The organism is Kaistella yananensis, assembly GCF_026107505.2.
In the GTDB taxonomy this organism is placed as follows: domain Bacteria; phylum Bacteroidota; class Bacteroidia; order Flavobacteriales; family Weeksellaceae; genus Kaistella; species Kaistella yananensis.
The window spans coordinates 444,338-461,840 of the sequence record NZ_JAPCHZ010000001.1 but is presented as its reverse complement, the minus strand read 5'-3'; the positions used below and the strand labels follow the sequence as shown (position 1 = coordinate 461,840).

General features: G+C 38.3%; 17 protein-coding genes and 4 tRNA genes. 7 read left to right on the top strand and 14 right to left on the bottom strand.

Annotation, left to right across the window (positions count from 1 at the left end; all coding sequences use genetic code 11):
- The first annotated feature begins 3 nt into the window (after positions 1–3).
- Together tsaD and OK344_RS02040 are read left to right on the top strand one after the other, a co-directional pair.
- Positions 4–1,047, top strand: coding sequence for a tRNA (adenosine(37)-N6)-threonylcarbamoyltransferase complex transferase subunit TsaD (gene tsaD, locus OK344_RS02045; protein WP_265143206.1), 1,044 nt, complete (start codon positions 4–6; stop codon positions 1,045–1,047).
- Between the two features lies 1 nt (position 1,048).
- On the top strand, positions 1,049–1,741 hold the full coding sequence (locus tag OK344_RS02040) for an RsmE family RNA methyltransferase (RefSeq protein ID WP_265143205.1): 693 nt from the start codon (positions 1,049–1,051) through the stop codon (positions 1,739–1,741).
- Between the two features lie 8 nt (positions 1,742–1,749).
- Here the strand turns inward: OK344_RS02040 and OK344_RS02035 are convergent, their stop codons facing one another.
- Entirely contained in the window at positions 1,750–2,103 is a 354-nt protein-coding gene (locus tag OK344_RS02035) for an SdpI family protein (protein ID WP_265143204.1), read from the bottom strand.
- Positions 2,103–2,765 carry a TrmH family RNA methyltransferase gene (locus OK344_RS02030; protein ID WP_265143203.1) on the bottom strand — a complete coding sequence of 221 codons (663 nt, stop codon included), beginning with the start codon at positions 2,763–2,765 and terminating at the stop codon, positions 2,103–2,105. Before OK344_RS02030 ends, OK344_RS02035 begins: the two co-directional genes overlap by 1 nt.
- A 284-nt stretch (positions 2,766–3,049) precedes the next feature.
- Here OK344_RS02030 and OK344_RS02025 point away from each other — a divergent pair, with 284 nt between their 5' ends.
- A complete protein-coding gene (locus OK344_RS02025) occupies positions 3,050–4,069 on the top strand; it encodes an asparaginase (RefSeq protein WP_265143202.1) in 1,020 nt (339 codons plus the stop codon).
- A gap of 66 nt (positions 4,070–4,135) precedes the next feature.
- A tRNA-Ser gene (locus OK344_RS02020) sits at positions 4,136–4,222 on the top strand.
- A 35-nt stretch (positions 4,223–4,257) separates the two neighbouring features.
- Here the strand turns inward: OK344_RS02020 and OK344_RS02015 are convergent.
- From OK344_RS02015 to OK344_RS01980, 8 genes are all read right to left on the bottom strand, one after another.
- Entirely contained in the window at positions 4,258–5,289 is a 1,032-nt protein-coding gene (locus OK344_RS02015) for an NAD(P)/FAD-dependent oxidoreductase (RefSeq protein ID WP_265143201.1), read from the bottom strand.
- Positions 5,290–5,369: 80 nt separating this feature from the next.
- Positions 5,370–6,302, bottom strand: coding sequence for a type IX secretion system ring subunit PorN/GldN (gene porN, locus OK344_RS02010; protein ID WP_088467823.1), 933 nt, complete (start codon positions 6,300–6,302; stop codon positions 5,370–5,372).
- Between the two features lie 30 nt (positions 6,303–6,332).
- The gene (locus tag OK344_RS02005; RefSeq protein ID WP_265143200.1) at positions 6,333–7,643 is read right to left on the bottom strand and encodes a GldM family protein; all 1,311 of its coding nucleotides are present in this window, start codon (positions 7,641–7,643) and stop codon (positions 6,333–6,335) included.
- Positions 7,644–7,695: 52 nt separating this feature from the next.
- Positions 7,696–8,382 carry a type IX secretion system motor protein PorL/GldL gene (gene porL, locus OK344_RS02000; RefSeq protein WP_088467825.1) on the bottom strand — a complete coding sequence of 229 codons (687 nt, stop codon included), beginning with the start codon at positions 8,380–8,382 and terminating at the stop codon, positions 7,696–7,698.
- A gap of 53 nt (positions 8,383–8,435) precedes the next feature.
- Positions 8,436–9,851: a T9SS ring complex lipoprotein PorK/GldK gene (gene porK, locus OK344_RS01995; protein WP_265143199.1), complete on the bottom strand. Its 1,416-nt coding sequence runs from the start codon at positions 9,849–9,851 to the stop codon at positions 8,436–8,438.
- Between the two features lie 113 nt (positions 9,852–9,964).
- Positions 9,965–11,818, bottom strand: coding sequence for a glutamine--fructose-6-phosphate transaminase (isomerizing) (gene glmS / locus OK344_RS01990; RefSeq protein ID WP_088467827.1), 1,854 nt, complete (start codon positions 11,816–11,818; stop codon positions 9,965–9,967).
- A gap of 29 nt (positions 11,819–11,847) precedes the next feature.
- Complete coding sequence (locus OK344_RS01985; RefSeq protein WP_265143198.1) at positions 11,848–13,395, bottom strand: DUF4270 family protein; 1,548 nt, start codon at positions 13,393–13,395, stop codon at positions 11,848–11,850.
- Positions 13,396–13,410: 15 nt separating this feature from the next.
- Positions 13,411–14,181 (bottom strand): glycogen/starch synthase, encoded by a 771-nt coding sequence (locus OK344_RS01980; RefSeq protein ID WP_265143605.1) that lies wholly within the window; start codon positions 14,179–14,181, stop codon positions 13,411–13,413.
- Positions 14,182–14,377: 196 nt separating this feature from the next.
- Between OK344_RS01980 and panC the strand changes: the two genes are divergently transcribed.
- Complete coding sequence (gene panC / locus OK344_RS01975) at positions 14,378–15,226, top strand: pantoate--beta-alanine ligase (protein ID WP_265143197.1); 849 nt, start codon at positions 14,378–14,380, stop codon at positions 15,224–15,226.
- A 93-nt stretch (positions 15,227–15,319) separates the two neighbouring features.
- Here the strand turns inward: panC and OK344_RS01970 are convergent.
- The 3 genes from OK344_RS01970 to OK344_RS01960 form a co-directional block, all read right to left on the bottom strand.
- Positions 15,320–15,392: transfer RNA gene (locus OK344_RS01970), tRNA-Lys, on the bottom strand.
- 47 nt (positions 15,393–15,439) lie between these two features.
- A tRNA-Leu gene (locus OK344_RS01965) sits at positions 15,440–15,522 on the bottom strand.
- Between the two features lie 37 nt (positions 15,523–15,559).
- Positions 15,560–15,632: transfer RNA gene (locus tag OK344_RS01960), tRNA-Lys, on the bottom strand.
- A gap of 126 nt (positions 15,633–15,758) precedes the next feature.
- On the opposite strand from OK344_RS01960, the gene OK344_RS01955 reads away from it, so the two are divergent.
- Positions 15,759–16,295, top strand: coding sequence for a shikimate kinase (locus OK344_RS01955; protein ID WP_265143196.1), 537 nt, complete (start codon positions 15,759–15,761; stop codon positions 16,293–16,295).
- On the opposite strand, the gene OK344_RS01950 is transcribed toward OK344_RS01955, so the two are convergent.
- Positions 16,264–16,701, bottom strand: coding sequence for an RNA-binding S4 domain-containing protein (locus OK344_RS01950; protein WP_265143195.1), 438 nt, complete (start codon positions 16,699–16,701; stop codon positions 16,264–16,266). The genes OK344_RS01955 and OK344_RS01950 overlap by 32 nt on opposite strands.
- Before the next feature lie 58 nt (positions 16,702–16,759).
- On the opposite strand from OK344_RS01950, the gene OK344_RS01945 reads away from it, so the two are divergent.
- A complete protein-coding gene (locus OK344_RS01945; RefSeq protein WP_265143194.1) occupies positions 16,760–17,482 on the top strand; it encodes a hypothetical protein in 723 nt (240 codons plus the stop codon).
- Positions 17,483–17,503: the final 21 nt, after the last annotated feature.

Genomic DNA, 17,503 nt, shown 5'->3' with positions numbered 1-17,503 from the left:
GTTATGAGCGACTCAATAATTTTAGGGATAGAATCGTCCTGCGACGATACTTCAGCAGCAATTATTCAGGGGAATAAAATCCTTTCAAACATTGCAGCTAATCAGGAAATTCACAACGACTATGGCGGTGTGGTTCCGGAACTGGCTTCACGTGCGCACCAGCAAAACATTATTCCCGTGGTTGAAAAATCACTGTCCAAAGCAAATATACAACAAAAAGATATTTCTGCCGTCGGATTTACGCGCGGCCCCGGACTTCTCGGCTCGTTGCTCGTAGGTACATCTTTCGCCAAATCACTTGCGATGAGTTTAAATGTCCCTTTGATTGAAGTTAATCACCTTCAGGCACACATTCTGGCGCACTTCATCGACGATGCAAATATTATGCCCCCGAAATTTCCTTTTCTGTGCCTCACCGTCTCCGGCGGGCACACCATGATTGTGCTCGTGAAAGACTATTTCGATATGGAAATTATCGGAAAAACAATTGATGATGCTGCAGGAGAAGCATTCGACAAAATTGGAAAAATATTTAATCTTGATTATCCGGCTGGACCTATTGTTGACCGGCTTGCAAAAACAGGTGATAAAAATTCATTTAAATTTAATAAACCGAAACTTGAGCAATACGATTATTCTTTCAGCGGTATAAAAACGTCTGTACTTTATTTTATTCAAAAAGAAGTGAAAAAAAATCCGGATTTTATTAAAGAAAATCTTGCAGATCTTTGCGCTTCTGTACAGAAATCTATTGTTGAAATTTTAATGGATAAACTTGAAAAAGCTTCAAAAGAATTAAATATCAACGAAGTGGCAATCGCAGGTGGCGTTTCAGCAAATTCCGGACTTCGGGAAGCAATGCAGCAAAACGCCGAAAAACTGGGCTGGAATATTTACATCCCAAAATTCGAATACACCACAGACAACGCAGCAATGATCGCTATGGTTGCCAAACTGAAATTCGACCGGGGTGAATTTGCTGACCTTTCGGTTTCTGCTACTGCAAGATATGATATTGAAGAAGGTTTTAAACAAAAATCCGAATGAAATGAAGCTATTTTTTGGTGAAATTTTCCCTGCCGTTCACATCAATGAAGAAGAACAGCAACATATCGTAAAAGTCCTGAGAATGCGCGATGGCGAAGAAATTTCCGTAACCGACGGAAAAGGAAATCTTGCCTACGGAAAATTGGTTTTTGAAGGCAAAAAAGCTTCTTTAAACATCGATGAAATCAAAGAAAATATTCCGGAATTTTCGCCAAAACTTCATATCGCAATTGCGCCTACCAAAAACATCGACAGAATCGAGTTTTTTTTGGAGAAAGCTACCGAAATGGCAGTTTCCGAAGTGAGTTTTATTCATACCGAAAAAACGGAACGAAAAAATCTAAATATCGATAAACTCAGAAAGCAGAGTATCGCTGCGTCGAAACAAAGTCTGAGATTTCATTTCCCGGTGGTTAATGATTTGGTGAGATTCTCAGATTTCATAAAAAAGCTTGATCCGGAAACGACATTTGTTGCACACTGTAATGAAAATCTGGAACGAATTGATTTAAAAGAAATCAATCCTCAGAAAAACATCACCTTTTTAATCGGTCCTGAAGGTGATTTCTCGGATAAAGAAATCCAACTTTTGGCAGAACGCGGAATTAAAGCAGTTTCGCTGGGAAGTCAAAGACTGCGAACGGAAACAGCCGGTGTTTTTGTCGCGGCGTGGAATTATTTTAAGATGATGTAAAACGTTTATTACACGGAAAAACGTTTCTTAATCGCCTTTTCAACTCTTACCAGAAGAACTATAACTGCCAAACCAACCATTACCAGACCAACCAGAAGCTTTACGGAAGTTGCAAAATCTGTAATTAATGTAAGCAGGCCGCTTGTTGCTAATACAATTCCGGTCAACATCATTTCCTTGGCTGCATAGCTCTGCGCGAAATCCCACTGATCCTGATTTTTCATAGACGCACTTGTTCTATAGCCGTATAGATAATTTATTTTCTTTGGTGGAAATTTCAACATAATAAATCCTGCGACTACAAAAACTCCTCCTACAAGTGCCGTTATAGTGAAAAACGGATCGTCAAAAAGCTGATTCATTATATTTTCTGTTCTTTTAAATATTTCGCTAAAATCTGCGGACCGCTGGGAATAGAATTCACCGCCCATCTTACTTTCATCTTCCCTATTTTCTCTTCAGAAAGTTTGTAGTCGAGTCCGGATTTGATCAGTTTCTGCTTCAGTTCATAAAAACAAATTGCGGCAGCAACCGAAACATTAAAACTCCGGGTAAATCCATACATGGGAATTGCTAACGTTTCATCAGCAAATTCCACAATTTCTTCCGTAACGCCTTCTTTTTCCGTCCCGAAGACCAACGCTACAGGTTCTTTGACCTCGTAATCCGGAAGCATCGTCGCATTTTTTTCGGGTGAAACCGCCAGAATTTTGTAACCACGGTTTTTTATTTCCATCAAACTCTCCAGGTTATGCGGAAGTTTTTCAACTTCCACCCAGGTTTCAGCTCCTTTTGTTACACGAAGATTTGGGTTGAACTCGTTCTCGCTTTCCATCGCTACAATCTTATGAAATCCGCACGCTTCTACCGACCTTACAATCGCAGCGGCATTGCGGAACTGAAAAATATCTTCCATTACCGGCAATACAAAATCTGAACTTTCCGGTGCAAAATGTTCGATTTTTGCGAGTCTTTCATCGGTTAAAAATTGTTTGAGATAGTTGAAAGTATGCTGATGATTCATATTTCAAAAATAAGAATTTTTGCAGGAGGCGCGAGCCAAGCGAGCGCCAAAAAGTGTTGAAAGGTGCAATTAATAAATTTTGAATAATTGGTAAATCGAATGATTTTTAAAACTTTACCGCGCCCCGGCTTGAACGGAGCTCTTTTTGTGTAGCGAAGCGGAGCAAAAAAGCGGGAGTGGAAGACGGAAACTGGCGCCCAAAAAAAAATTAATTTCAATGGCCTCGTTCTGAAACAAACTTTCAAACAAAAGAAATTAGCTTGAAAAGATGTATTTTTGAAGCTATGAAAAGAAAAGTACTCCTGATCTACACCGGTGGAACCATCGGCATGGAAAAAGATTATGAAACAGGCAGCCTGCGGGCTTTCGACTTCGGAAATATCTTTCAAAAACTTCCGGAAATGAAACTTATTGAATGTGAAGTTTCTGTGCATCCTTTCAAAAAGCCACTGGATTCATCGGATATGGGGCCCCAGGAGTGGAAAATTATCGCGAACTATATCGGTAAAAATTACGATCATTACGACGGATTTTTGATTCTTCACGGCACCGACACCATGTCTTATACGGCTTCTGCTCTGAGTTTTATGCTGAAAAATCTCCGAAAACCCGTTGTGCTTACAGGATCGCAACTACCAATTGGTGACTTACGAACTGATGCGAAAGAAAATCTCCTCACAAGTCTTTATTATGCAAGTCTGTACGAAAACAACGAAGCGGTAATACAGGAAGTTACCATTTATTTTGAATATAAACTGCTGCGGGGAAACAGAACCTTGAAATATTCTGCGGAATATTTTGATGCTTACCAAACGCCAAACTATCCTGTTTTGGGACAATCGGGCGTTCATTTGAATATCGAGAAAGATTTCCTGTGGCGTTCTGAAACCGAAGAAAATTTCAGCGTTGATGACCACATCTCAACGGATGTATTGTTCTGGAGGATTTTTCCCGGAATGCATCTTGAGCATTTGTTACAGATGCCCAAAATGAAAGTATTGATTCTGCAGGTTTTTGGCTCGGGAACGATTTTTAACACCGAGAAAACACAACAGACGCTACAGCTGCTTCGCGACCGGGGAACCGAAATTGTGGTGGTATCGCAATGTGTTTCGGGTGGAATAAGTTTTGGCAAGTACTCAAATTCCAATATTTTTACTAAAATAGGGGCCATCAGCGGGCATGACATGACTGCTGAAAGTGCCATTACCAAAGCAATGCATTTGCTGGACAACCCAAAATTTGAGGGTAATTTTGCAGAAATATTTTCCAGAAATATCTGTGGTGAAGTTTCTGTGAATTAAACTTCAAAAAAATGAGTTTCAATTTTCAGTTCTCGATTAAATATTCTATTTTTGCAGTCTTCAATTAGAGAGGTGTCCGAGTGGTTGAAGGAGCTAGCCTGGAAAGCTAGTATACGGGTAACTGTATCGAGGGTTCGAATCCCTTCCTCTCTGCTAAAAAATCTCTGAAGTTTTCTTCAGAGATTTTTTTATTTACTAAACCTATTTAAATCTACTTCAGGCATTAAAGGTTTTTGATTTTCAATATGTTCATATAATTCTTTTGAAAAGAAACATCCGTTTAAAATTCCACGTGCGCCCAAGCCATTGAAAACGTAAAAATTGGGATGTTCGGGATGACTTCCCAAAATGGGTCTTCGGTCTCTTACGGTGGGCCGGAACCCAAAGTTTACTTCATTAATTTCGAAGTCGTGAGGATAGAATTCCGAAAGTCCTTCTATTAGCTGCTGCTTTGCGAAATCATCAATTTCGTTCGTCCTTTCGTTGGGGTCGTAAGTTCCGCCGTAATAATAGCTATCTCCGTTTAAAGGAAAAAGAAAATGTTTTTTCTTCAGCGTAAATGAGTTTGTGAGTGGTTTTGATAGCTGCACTTTCAGGTGATGCCCTTTATTTGCCATTACAGGAATTTCGGAAAAAAATGGATTATTTTTCACTCCTATACCTTCACAAAAAACAATATGTTTAAAACTGATTTGTTCATATGAATTATCCGCAATTATTGAATAATCAAAATGTTGCTCCCTTAGATGATTATTTTCCTTGAGAAAAGCTTTAAAATCATTAAAAAATTCTTCCACATTAAGCCTGGCAGATAAATTTACAGATCCAGCCGCAAACGGGTTCAGAACAGTCTCCAGATTCTTAAATTCTGGGTTTAAGAAAGGCTCCAGTTGTTCTGTTTCAGATTTTGATAGCCAGAGTTCCTGCTCTTTTTTATCGTGAAAAATCCGGTGAATATTTTCGTTGATTAAGTAGTTTTTACCAGTATATTCTTCAATTTCTTTTAATGTACTTTTCAGAAAACTGATCTGTTCCTGAGCAAGCCAAAAGGTGGTAAATTTCTTTAAAACAACAGGATTCACGATGCCTGCAGAAACCTGAGACGCACTTTTACCGTTTTCAGAAAAAATGAGGAAAGTTTTATTGTTCTGTATTAACTGATGGGCGAAAAAAAATCCTGCATATCCGCCCCCAACAATGATATAATCTACATTTTTCATCCTGATATATTCTTACAATTAAAGCTTAAAAAAACCTGAGTAAAAATACTCAGGTTTTAGTATATATTCAAAGGAAATGATTAGTAATTCCACATATCATTTTCCATCTGAAGAATCTGTGCTTTGATTCGCTCGCTCTCTTCAAGCTGTGCGTCAGCATCACGTGGGATATAATCTTTGATTACACCGTTTCCTAAACCATTGTCAGATTTGTAGATAATCGATGAAAATCTCCTTGCATTCATCACATCATCATAAGTAATATCCGAGGAAAGGTTTTTACCGTTGAATACGACGTAATTGGCTAAAAGTGGCCGTACATTTGGGTAATATACCCAAAATAAGTCGATATAGTCGTCACCAGAATCCACCAGTTCTCCATCACCACCAATTACGCCCATTGTCTGTGGATCTTTCCCCATTGCCGCGATTCCCAGCAAGCGGTATTTCATTTGGGAATCTCTTTTGTCAATATACCACATTCCCTTAATCTTGAGGAGTTTCACATCCTCAGACTTGGTTTCGTACACGTCGGTACCGGCTGCTCTATCTGCTTCTGTCACTTTAGCTCCGGAATTAATTTTATCAATCAGATCATCAGAAATTACCAATTTACTGGTTCTCTTCTTGATTTCTTCCGGCTCTAATCGTGTGGTAAAATATTCGTCATCATACACTTCGCTGATTTTACCTGAGTTAATTCCATCTATTAAAATTTGGAAAAGCGACTTGTTCTGGGTAACGAGACCGTCGGAATTATGGTATAATTGCTGGTTGAGTTTATCATTCATATCAATGATTTCCCAAACTACGATACTTTTCAGCACGTCTTTCTCATCGATATACCCGTAAGAAAGCGGTACCACTTCTTTGGAGATGATGCTGTCTCCTTTCATCATCTTATTTTCTTCGCGCAGTTGCCGGAACTCTTCGGGAGACTTCGAATTAAGAATGGTTTGTGCCTGCGAGAAACCTACTGATGCGAGGAATATACTTACTATTAACTTTTTCATTATGGTAGATGAATTTAATTTTATCTCATATTAATTCGTCACATTTATTGTAACGTTGCTTGGCGTTTTCGGAATGCTGTTCCCCATTCCGGTTGCAGTAACCTCGATGTCGTGGATGGTCACTTTATCACCAGCTCTCAGGTTCGCAAATAAGTTAGCCACTTCAGCTAAAGAATTACCTGTTACCGATACCGATGGTTTATTTGGAACTTTCACTTTAAAACCGTTTACCGCAAAACTTACCGGATATACAAATCCTGGCATATCTACCGCTACAGTTTGATTTTTGATAGACGTTGCAGGCATTGCTACTGCACTTTTGCCTCTAACTGTTCCTACCACTGGCGGTAATTTCTTAACCATATATTTGGTTGATTTACCTCCCACTGTAAGGGTTACCTCATCCACCGGACCAGGAGTTACTGTCCATTTGCCACCGCCACCTGATACCGTAGCACCTGATGCCGAAATGGAAGTTGAGGAAGTCGCACCGTCAACATTAACCGGGTTCGGAAAGCCCTGATATAATACAGTTCCAGAGGTAATTGTTGCGGTAAAATCTTCTTTTTTATCTTCCTGATGAGTAGAATTGGAAATCATCGGAGGAACTGTTTTAGGCGTATCAGTTACTAGAGTTGCGTTAGGATCAGCCATGACACTTTTCCCCTGCAGATAAACGGATAAAACGTCTGACTGGATGTTCCGTATCTCGGTTTCTAATACTTCTAAATTTGCCAGTGCAGCTACCATAGGTTGGTTGTAGAACTTGTGAACCAGCCATGATTTGCCGTTCTTCTTCTTTGGATATTCTGTAATGATATTCTGCTTAGCGCGGGCTACTACGTTTTGGAAATTTTCTTCTCCCTCAAATTTCTGAACAATAAAATTTCGAAGTACATCAATCTTTGACATCATTGATTTTGCTTCGGCTGAAGGTTTAGACTCTTCCCCTCCCTGGAAAAAAAGAGAGGTAGCAGGATCTGCACTGTTTAAAGTGTTGTAATCAAAATCTGTTTCACTATACTTAAAGCCGGAGAGTGCGACCATTTTCTGTTTTTTACCTTCGATATCACCAATGAGATCGTCGCCGAGCTGCTTAAGCTGCATATAATTGTCGTAAGATGCTTTATCTTCAGGTGAAATTTGTGCTTTTTCCGAGAGATTATATTCAAATAACTGGTTTTTTGCATCTGTTAATTTACGGGTTTCGGTAAGTGAAACCTGTGTATCATAAAATGATCTCACGATTTCCTGATCGATCTGCAGTGCAAGCATTGCAATAAAGACCAGGTACATCAGGTTAATCATCTTCTGACGAGGGGTCTGTTTTCCTTGTGCCATTTTAGTAAATTTTGTTAATAATCTTAAATTTTAATTATAAATGGTTAGAAAACTATGATTTCATTGCACTAAGCATGCCGCCGTAAACTCTGTTAAGACTGTTAAGGTTTGCTGTTAATCCTGTTAATTCTTCATTGAATTTTTCTGAATGTGCTGCAGATTTCTGCATATCTTCAACATATTTTTTGCTGTACTCAGTTTGCGTTTTACCATGCTCTAACTGAAGTGCATATAAAGCGTTCATACTTTCTAAGTGACTTGCAGCTAAAGTTAACTGATCGTTATATTTCTGCGTAGAAGTGGTAACATCAACAGTTTGATTGATCTGATCAACTGAGCTTGAAAACTTATCAATACCGGTTCTTAATCTTTCGAATAAGTTTACATCTAATTTTGCATCAGCAAGCATTTGATCTAATTTATCGGATAGAGAAACTTCCAGTTCTTTAACTTCTGCAGATTGAATGCCTAATGTAGAGTGTTTAGGGTTTGGGTTTGCATCTTTGTCTAATAATTCAGGATATACATTTTCCCATGCATAAGATTCTTCAGTTTTCGGCGGATCGAATGCGAAAATAATAAAGATAATCGCTTCCGTAATAAGTCCTATTGCCAATAAAGTATTGCCGGAAAGTGGACCTAAACTCCAGTGCGTGATTTTAAATAGTGCACCAAAAATTACGATTGCAGCTCCTATGGAGTAAATAAAATTATAAATAGCTTCTTTAGTCTTAAACATGTCAGTTGAATTTTTAGTAGTTAATTATTTGTTTAGTTTTTTTATCGCTGAATTTAGTTTGTTCTTTTCTTGAATTTTGCAGTTCCCTCCGGAATATCCTGAACCGTTCTGAAGCCAATATAACTTCTCGCCGAATCTTTTCTTTCGTAATCTCTGGCGCCCGTCATCAGGAGGTATCCTACATCTTTCCAGGAACCGCCACGTACAGATTTTCTTGGCTCTTTGTAAGCTTCATTTGATAAATAAGGATTTAAAGTTGAAGCAAACTGATAAGTTGAATTGTTGTAAGGAGACTCGGTCCATTCAGCAACGTTACCAGCCATGTCATAAAGACCAAAACCATTCTTCTGGAACTGTTTTACAGGTGCTGTATAAGTATAGGTTCCTTTCTTCTCGTCTTCAATGTAATTACCACGTTTTGGTTTAAAGTTGGCGAGGTAACATCCTCTGTCATCCTGAAGGTACGGACCACCCCACGGATATGTTGCATTTTCTCTACCTCCTCTCGCGGCGTACTCCCATTCCGCTTCTGTAGGCAGACGGAAGGCCATTGGTTTTTGTTTTTTCTTTTTCAGTGCTTCATTATAATCAGATTTCAGTTTTGATCTGAAGTCACAGAATGCTCTTGCCTGATCCCAAGTTACCCCAACAACAGGATAGTTTTTGTAAGCACTGTGCCAGAAATATCCATCATATAACGGTTCGTTATAAGCGTAGTTGAAATCTTTGATCCAAACAGTAGTGTCCGGATATACAGCAATACTTTCTTTCTTAAGATAGTTTGCACCTCTCGATTTATCTTTAACCGCTGATTCTATATCTTCCCAGGTGTAAGCATAAAGAAGTTTTCTACTATCTAAAATTCTTTCATTATTAATTCTTTCAGCTGGTGGAAGATACATAGATTCCAGAATCTCTGCATACTGTGCATCCGGATAGTCAGAAGTTTTCCAGCGGAGAGGCACAGACCAGTCGAGTTTTTTAGATTCATCATAACCTTCTCTCCCGCCCTGAGATTCCATAAATTCCTGATAAGCATTCTTCTCGTCAGCTGCTTTTTTTGAAGCATAGGCAAAATCTGCTATCGACGTTCCGTCACCATCAGAACCACCTTCTCCAGCAGCTTCTGCTAGAAGAGAACGAGCAATAGAGTCTCTTACATAATTAATGAAAACACGATATTCCGCATTGGTAATTTCTGTTTCATCCATAAAAAATGAAGAAACGGTAACTGTTTTAAGAGTTGCTTTTTCCGGAGTATTGGTAAAGTCCTGATCAGCCATACCCATCACATAGGAACCTGCCGGCACAGCTACCATTCCGTAAGGTCTTTCGGCTACGAAAGATTTAGATTTTCCCTTTGGGACAAGTTCTCCTTTTATTCCGGGCTTACCTGCAGAGGCACCACCACCTTTGGAACAAGAGATTACTACAGATGCTGATATTAATATAAGAAATATTCTTTTCATGCTATTTTTTAGAAATTAAGCGGTAAATATATATAATTTTTTAGAAAACAATTATGATTTTTTTTGCAGAACGTAAAATTGCTTGGATTATTTTACAAAAATTAACATTTATTTTACTCTACAGTCACAGATTTTGCAAGATTTCTCGGCTGATCAACATTTGCTCCCCTGTAAACAGCAATGTAGTAAGCCAGTAACTGTAATGGAACTGACGCAATAATTGGAGAGAAACATTCTGAAGTTTCGGGAAACTCGATAACATAGTCTGCCATGGAAGCTACCTGGGTATCTCCTTTGTTAACTACCGCGATTACTTTCCCCTTTCGTGCCTTAATTTCCTGTACGTTGCTTACAATTTTATCATAATGTCCTTGTTTTGGCGCAATGATCACAATCGGCATGTTTTCGTCGATCAGTGCAATTGGTCCGTGTTTCATTTCAGCAGCCGGATATCCCTCCGCATGAATATAAGAGATTTCCTTAAGCTTCAGAGCTCCTTCCAACGCTGCCGGAAAATTGTATCCTCTTCCTAAATAAAGGAAGTTTTGTGCGTCAACAAAATTCTTAGCAATATTCTGGGTAATTTCATTGGTAGATTCAAGGACTTCTTCAACTTTTTTCGGAATAGCATCTAGCTCAGTAATAAGTTTCATGAATTCCTGATTGCTCAAATGTCCGTTGTGTTTACCTAATTTCAAAGCGATAAGCGAAAGTATCGTAAGCTGGGCTGTGAATGCTTTTGTAGAAGCCACACCAATTTCAGGTCCAGCATGAGTATAAGATCCTGCATCGGTAATTCTTGCGATTGAAGAATCTACTACATTACAGATTCCGTAAATGAAAGCACCTTTTTCTCTCGCCATTTTAATGGCTGCCATGGTATCTGCCGTTTCACCGGACTGGGAAATTGCAATAACCACATCTTTTTCGGAGATAATTGGATTTCTGTAACGGAATTCTGATGCGTATTCTACCTCTACCGGAATCCTTGCAAACTCCTCTATTAAATATTCACCAATTAAACCTGCATGCCAAGAAGTACCGCACGCAATAATCGTAATTTTCTGTGCCTGGCTGATTCTGTCAAGGTGATCCCAGATTCCGGCCATTTTAATGATTCCTTCATCAACAAGTAATCTTCCTCTTAAAGTATCATGAATAGATTTAGGCTGTTCGAAAATTTCTTTAAGCATAAAATGCTCGTATCCACCTTTCTCAATTTGCTCCAGACTTAATTTTAGTTCCTGAACTTCAGGGATAACTTTTTCATTGTCTTTAATGTTTCTAATGTCAACTCCTTTTTCCAAAGAGATTGTTGCCATATGACCTTCTTCAAGATAAACAGCTTCCTTGGTAAATTCTACGAAAGGTGAAGCATCTGAAGCAATAAAATACTCTTTTTCGCCAAGACCAATCGCCAACGGAGAACCTAATCTTGCTACTACAAGTACACCTGGGAAATCATCGTGCATTACCGTGATTGCATAGGCACCATAAACTTCATTCAAAGCGAAACGTACTGCCGTAGGAAAATCGATTTCCGAATTGGTATCCATAAAATACTGGATCAGGTTTACCAAAATTTCAGTATCGGTTTCTGACTGAAAAGTGAAGCCTTTATCGGTAAGCATAATTTTAATGGTATCGTAATTTTCGATAATCCCATTATGAACTAATGCTATTTTGCCGTTATTTGAAACATGCGGATGCGAATTTCTGTCACTCGGCACGCCATGGGTTGCCCATCTTGTATGGCCCATTCCTACATTTGCCTTGCCGGAAAGATCTTTGGAAATGGCAACTAAATCATCAACCTTGCCTTTGGTTTTAGCTACAGCGAAATCTGAATTTTCACTGTCGAGTACAATCCCTGCACTGTCGTATCCGCGGTATTCTAAACGGCGAAGACCGTTGATTACCACTTCATATGCATCCTGAAAACCGGTGTATCCTACAATACCACACATATAATTATATTTTATTTAAAATTCTTAATCTATTTTTTTCCGTAAGTAATAATGAGCTGCGCACTTCTGGCATTACCAGGATCTGTTCCTACGAATACAGCTCTGTGAGGTGTATAAGACCTCGTATTGAAGTTTTGCGCTCCAAGATCCGCATAAAATGAACCCAACAAAGCACCGGTCTGATCATAGGTATAATTACCTACGTTCAGGATGAAATGGCGGGACTTAGCTTCTTTCTCGACAATATTTTTCAAAGTCTGCGTAATACCAATCTCGTACTTAGCCGGATTTTTATCTAGATCATAAGACTTCACTAGATTATAAACTCCAGTATAGGCAAGCATGCTCATATCCTCAAGATAGGTGTTAAGATCTTTTTGTTTTACTACAAAATAAGAAGGTTTCTGGTAATTATTGCTCCAGCTCGCTACATCGGTGTAAAGCCTTAATTTTGCTGAAATAATTCCTGCTTTTTCGTTGTTATATAAATCTTTAATCGTTGCAATCGTAGTTTCAGGAATTTTAATTCCGATTCCCGGACCTCCCATTCCCTGCGCATATAGTTTTGGCATTCCATTGATAGTATCCTGAACTGAAACTACAGATGCGGACGGAGTATTCGTCCTGTCATATACAATTTGGTTAAAGTGGGTGTTTGCAGAGCCTAAATCAAGAGGAAACACACCTTCTTCTCTCGTTATGGTGCCGTTTTCAACTTTATCCTTCTTATAATAAAGATTGATTACAACACTGTTGGGATCGAAATTGAAAATATACCCATCGTTCTGTTCCACAGATAATCTTACTCCTTTAAAATATCTGATAAAGGATGCAGCGTCAGCAAGTTCAGGTGAAGAAGCTTTGGCAATAATTTTATTCTGAAAAAAAGCACTGTCTAAAGAAATTCTAAGGGAAGCCTCGCGTATATAAAGATCTGAATTATCTGAATCTTTTGTAATTTTAATAGAGTTAATCGTACCGTTGAAAACCTTATTTGCCAATAAATTCCCGGTCGTAACAGCTTTGTTTGAAAAAATCTTATCGGTATTAGAGCCTAAAAAGTCGTTAACTTCATTAACTTTTATATTAAACAATGTTTTTCCATCGATTTTGGTTTTGCCGTATTTGGTCACCGGATAAGTCACAACCACCTTTTTTGCAGGCACTGCTCCCACAGGATAAATATAATCATCTGCAGTTGTAGTGGTAGCAGAATCTGAAGCATAAGACGGCTTAATAACCAAAACAGCTGAATCCAGAACGGCGTTTGTCCCAAAATCCGGGCTGTAAGAAGAAAGTCTGACCTGCGAAACGTAAGCTGATTTTTGAAGACCGAACTGTGGCTCATTGAAAGCTCCTAAAGTAGCGCTTTGGAGTCTTGTCGCATCTGTACGTATGGTGTCGTTATTATTTACGCTATAAGCAATTACGCTATATGTTGAATCTATCCCCTGAGCTCCGTTCTGAAAAAACTGTGAACCCAGTTGATCTGCATCGGGTTCACAATTCCATAAAATTAAACTTCCAATTACCAGCGAAGCTGTAATATTGAAGAATTTCTTAATATTTTTTGTCATTAAATTTTAAATTGATTAGTATAATTTTGCGATTGATTCAGCGTCTAAATATTCAGATTTTGCAGTTTTTGTCTTATTGAAGGCCGCATCCAGTTCATCCTGCAGAAATTCATCACCTTTTACCACGACATCTACCATGTCCATGCTTTCGATAACGAACTGCTGAAAACTAGGCTTCTTAAACGCTTTTAGTGAAGTAATATTGTCGAAATTCAATTTTTGTTCTACAGAGGGTGAAAGCGCTGCATCTTCCTCGTTATAAACAGAAAGTACAAGCTTTGAATCTTTAAAATAAGAATCGTTCTTGTAAAAAGTTTTTAAATAAACCGGGATGAAAGAAGCCATCCAGCCATTAAGATGAATTACATCCGGAACCCAGTTGAGCTTTTTGATGGTTTCAATTACGCCTCTGGCAAAAAAGATCGCACGCTCATCATTATCCGGAAAATAATTTCCTTCATCATCTGCGTAAAATTGCTTTCTCTTAAAATACTCATCGTTATCTATAAAATAAACCTGAAGTCTTTCGCCCGGCAGAGAAGCCACTTTAATAATCAGCGGTTGATCCAGATCATTAATAATAATGTTCATCCCAGAAAGGCGGATAACCTCATGGAGCTGAAACTTCCGTTCGCTGATCTGGCCAAATCTTGGCATAAAAACGCGTACATCGTTGCCTTCCTGGTGCATCTTTAGCGACATTTTGTTAACCATGGCGGCCATATTGCTGTCTTCCTGGTACGGAAACATTTCTGTAGTGACGTATAATATTTTTTGGTTCGGCATAAAATCTATCGTTTCTTCAATTATCAAGCAGAATATTCTGTCGGGCAAAATTACGAAATTTTAAGCTAATATTTTTCAATTAACAAATTTTAATAATTATAATTGAATTTGCTCTGTTTATGCGTAAAAAACATTTTTTTACAAGTGTATTATTTTTTCTCAGAAATAACTATTTTTACCATTACATTAATAAACTATGGAAATTTTTAAAACAAAGAAAACACTTCTGGATTATATAGAAAGGCAGAAAGAGATGGGTAAAAAAGTGGGTTTTGCTCCAACTATGGGCGCATTACATGATGGACACATCTCTCTGTACGAAGCCGCAAGAAAAGAAAACGACTTGGTAATCTCCTCGATCTTTGTTAATCCCACCCAATTCAACAACGCATCAGATCTTGAAAAATATCCGCGTACAATTGAAAAGGACATAGAAATTCTGGAAAAATCCGCATTCGTAGATGCTGTTTACATCCCTGAAGTCACTGATATTTATCCCGAAGGACTAAAAAGCAAGGAATATAACTTCGATGGTTTAGAAAATGAAATGGAAGGCAAATTTCGTCCAGGACATTTCAATGGTGTCGGCACTGTGGTAGAAGAACTCTTCCGCCAGGTAAAACCCGACAACGCTTACTTCGGAGACAAAGATTACCAACAGCTCGCCATCATAAAAAAACTTGTTGAGAAACTCAATTTACCAATAAAAATCCATGGCGTACCGATCTACCGTGAAAAAAACGGGCTCGCGATGAGTTCCAGAAACAAAAGATTAGATCATGAGCAGTGCGAAGCCGCAAAAGTTATTTATGAAACACTGGTAAAAGTAAACGACTGGTTCCGGATCATCACCGTTTCTGAAATATACCAAAGGGTTAAAGATATATTCGAAGATCAGCGGGGAATGGTTTTAGAATATTTTGAAATTGCGGACGAAGCCACCCTGAAAGAAACGGACTTTTTTTATAAAGACCGCAATTACCGCGCATTCATCGTCGTATTTGTTGGCGACGTACGGTTGATAGACAATATGCACCTGGATTAATAAAACGTCAAAAGTCTTCCTTGAGGGAAGACTTTTGATCACCAAATCACAAAATATTAATATGAAAAAAATTTACTCCTAAGAGTAAAATTGTGACCCGGCTGGGATTCGAACCCAGGACCCATACATTAAAAGTGTATTGCTCTACCAGCTGAGCTACCGAGTCTTAGAAAATGTAAACAATAAAATTTACTTTCTAATAAATTTAACTTGTGCCTGCGACTGGACTCGAACCAGCACATCCTTAGGAAACCACCCCCTCAAGATGGCGTGTCTACCAATTTCACCACGCAGGCAAAAAAAATCCGTAACAGTTACGGAATTTTTAGCTAGTGACCCGGCTGGGATTCGAACCCAGGACCCATACATTAAAAGTGTATTGCTCTACCAGCTGAGCTACCGAGTCGGCCACTCTCTAAAACGAATAATTAAAAACCGAAGTCTGTAATTATTTTCCCTTTTTGAGTGGTGCAAAGATAGGCCTTTTTTTAAAATCTCAAAATTTTTTTAGTAATTTGTACAAAATTCAAAAATGATTATTTCACTCATAGGATACATGGGAAGTGGTAAATCTCACATTTCCAAAGTTTTGAGCCAAAAGCTACATTTAAAATTAATTGATCTCGACAAAGAAATTTCTTTGAAAAATAATTTATCCATTCACGAAATCTTTCAAAAAAAGGGTGAAATCTACTTTAGAAAGCAGGAACGGGAATTACTTGAAGAGATTTTAGCAACTTCTGAACACTGTATTTTAAGTCTCGGTGGCGGCACACCAGCTTACTATAACAATATGCAACTTATCAATAAGCATACGCAAAGTATTTTCCTCCGAACTTCTGTAAAAACACTTGCTGAGAGACTTTTAAAACAGAAACAGAAAAGACCGCTTATTGCTTCGCAAAACGATGAAGATCTCCCCGAATTTATCGCCAAACATCTTTTTGAAAGAAACGTTTATTATTCACAGGCAAAATTTACTGTAGATACCGATGGTAAAGAACCAGAACAGATTGCCGATGAGATTGCTGCGTTTTTTAATCCGCAGGATTTTCGTTCACATCACTGAAAAATAAATCCCAGTCATCATCAGCCATTTCGGAATTTGCATCTCCGGCTACATATTCATCCATATCCCGGCGGTCTTTTTTCGTAGGTCTTCCCTCGCCTTTTCCTCGGTAGTAATCCTGGGTAAGCTTACGTAGTTTAAGGATTTCGTATTGTTCTTTATCTGTTTTGTCTTCAATATGAAGGGGAACCAACTTCGCACCTAACCTGCTTTTCGGGATCTCAAGAACCTTAAGCTGATAATCGATTTGATTTTTGCGAATTTTTATCACATCTCCCGGATTCACCTCTTTGGATGATTTCACCACATTATTTCCCACAGAAACTCTGTTTTTCTTGATTTCATCGGCCGCAATACTTCTTGTTTTGTAAAACCGTACACACCATAAAAATTTATCGATTCTCATATTTTATTTATACTTTTGCTGGATTGAAAATTTTAGCAATTTAATGATAATATTAAAAATGAAGAAAACATTCTTATATCTCGCATTAGCATCTATAGCCCTTATATCTTGCAGAAACGATGATGATCCCGAGACAATAGAGGAAGTAAGCATACAAACGCAGAATACATATGATGACCAGGCAGCACAACACTTTCTGGAGACTCATTACCTTGATGCGAAAGGAAATATAAAGGATTTTGTTGCTACAGATACGGTAAACGTAAAGTTAGCAGATTTGAACCCTGTAACATTGCCGTCCGGTGTTATTTATATCGTAAGACCCGGTGCACAGCCAACCGCTGGAGCAAATGTCGGCCAATATGATTTGCTTAGATTAATGAGTAAATCGACAACTTATGTTGCTACAAATACCGATAATAAGGTTACTTTTACATCACCATCAACCTTCAGAAATACCATCGACGGTGCTGGGGTTCCGGAAGTAGATCCTTCTTATTTCTACGTGAAGAAATCTGTTCTCACAAGTGCAACAGTTGCCGCTGCCAAAGAGAGAAGTTATTATGAAATTGAAGGATTTCAGGAAGCGATTAAAAAATTTCAGGCATTTGATATGCCCGATGACAGCAATTATAATCTTCAGGGTGTGATCATTGTTCCTTCCAGAGCAGCTTTTGCAAGAGATGTACATTTCAATTATACCGGTCTTGCATACAGAAACAGGAGTTTTGTATTTAATTTCCAAATTTACAAAACAACACATTTTGATGCAGAAAGATAATATCTGAGCATAAATTATAAA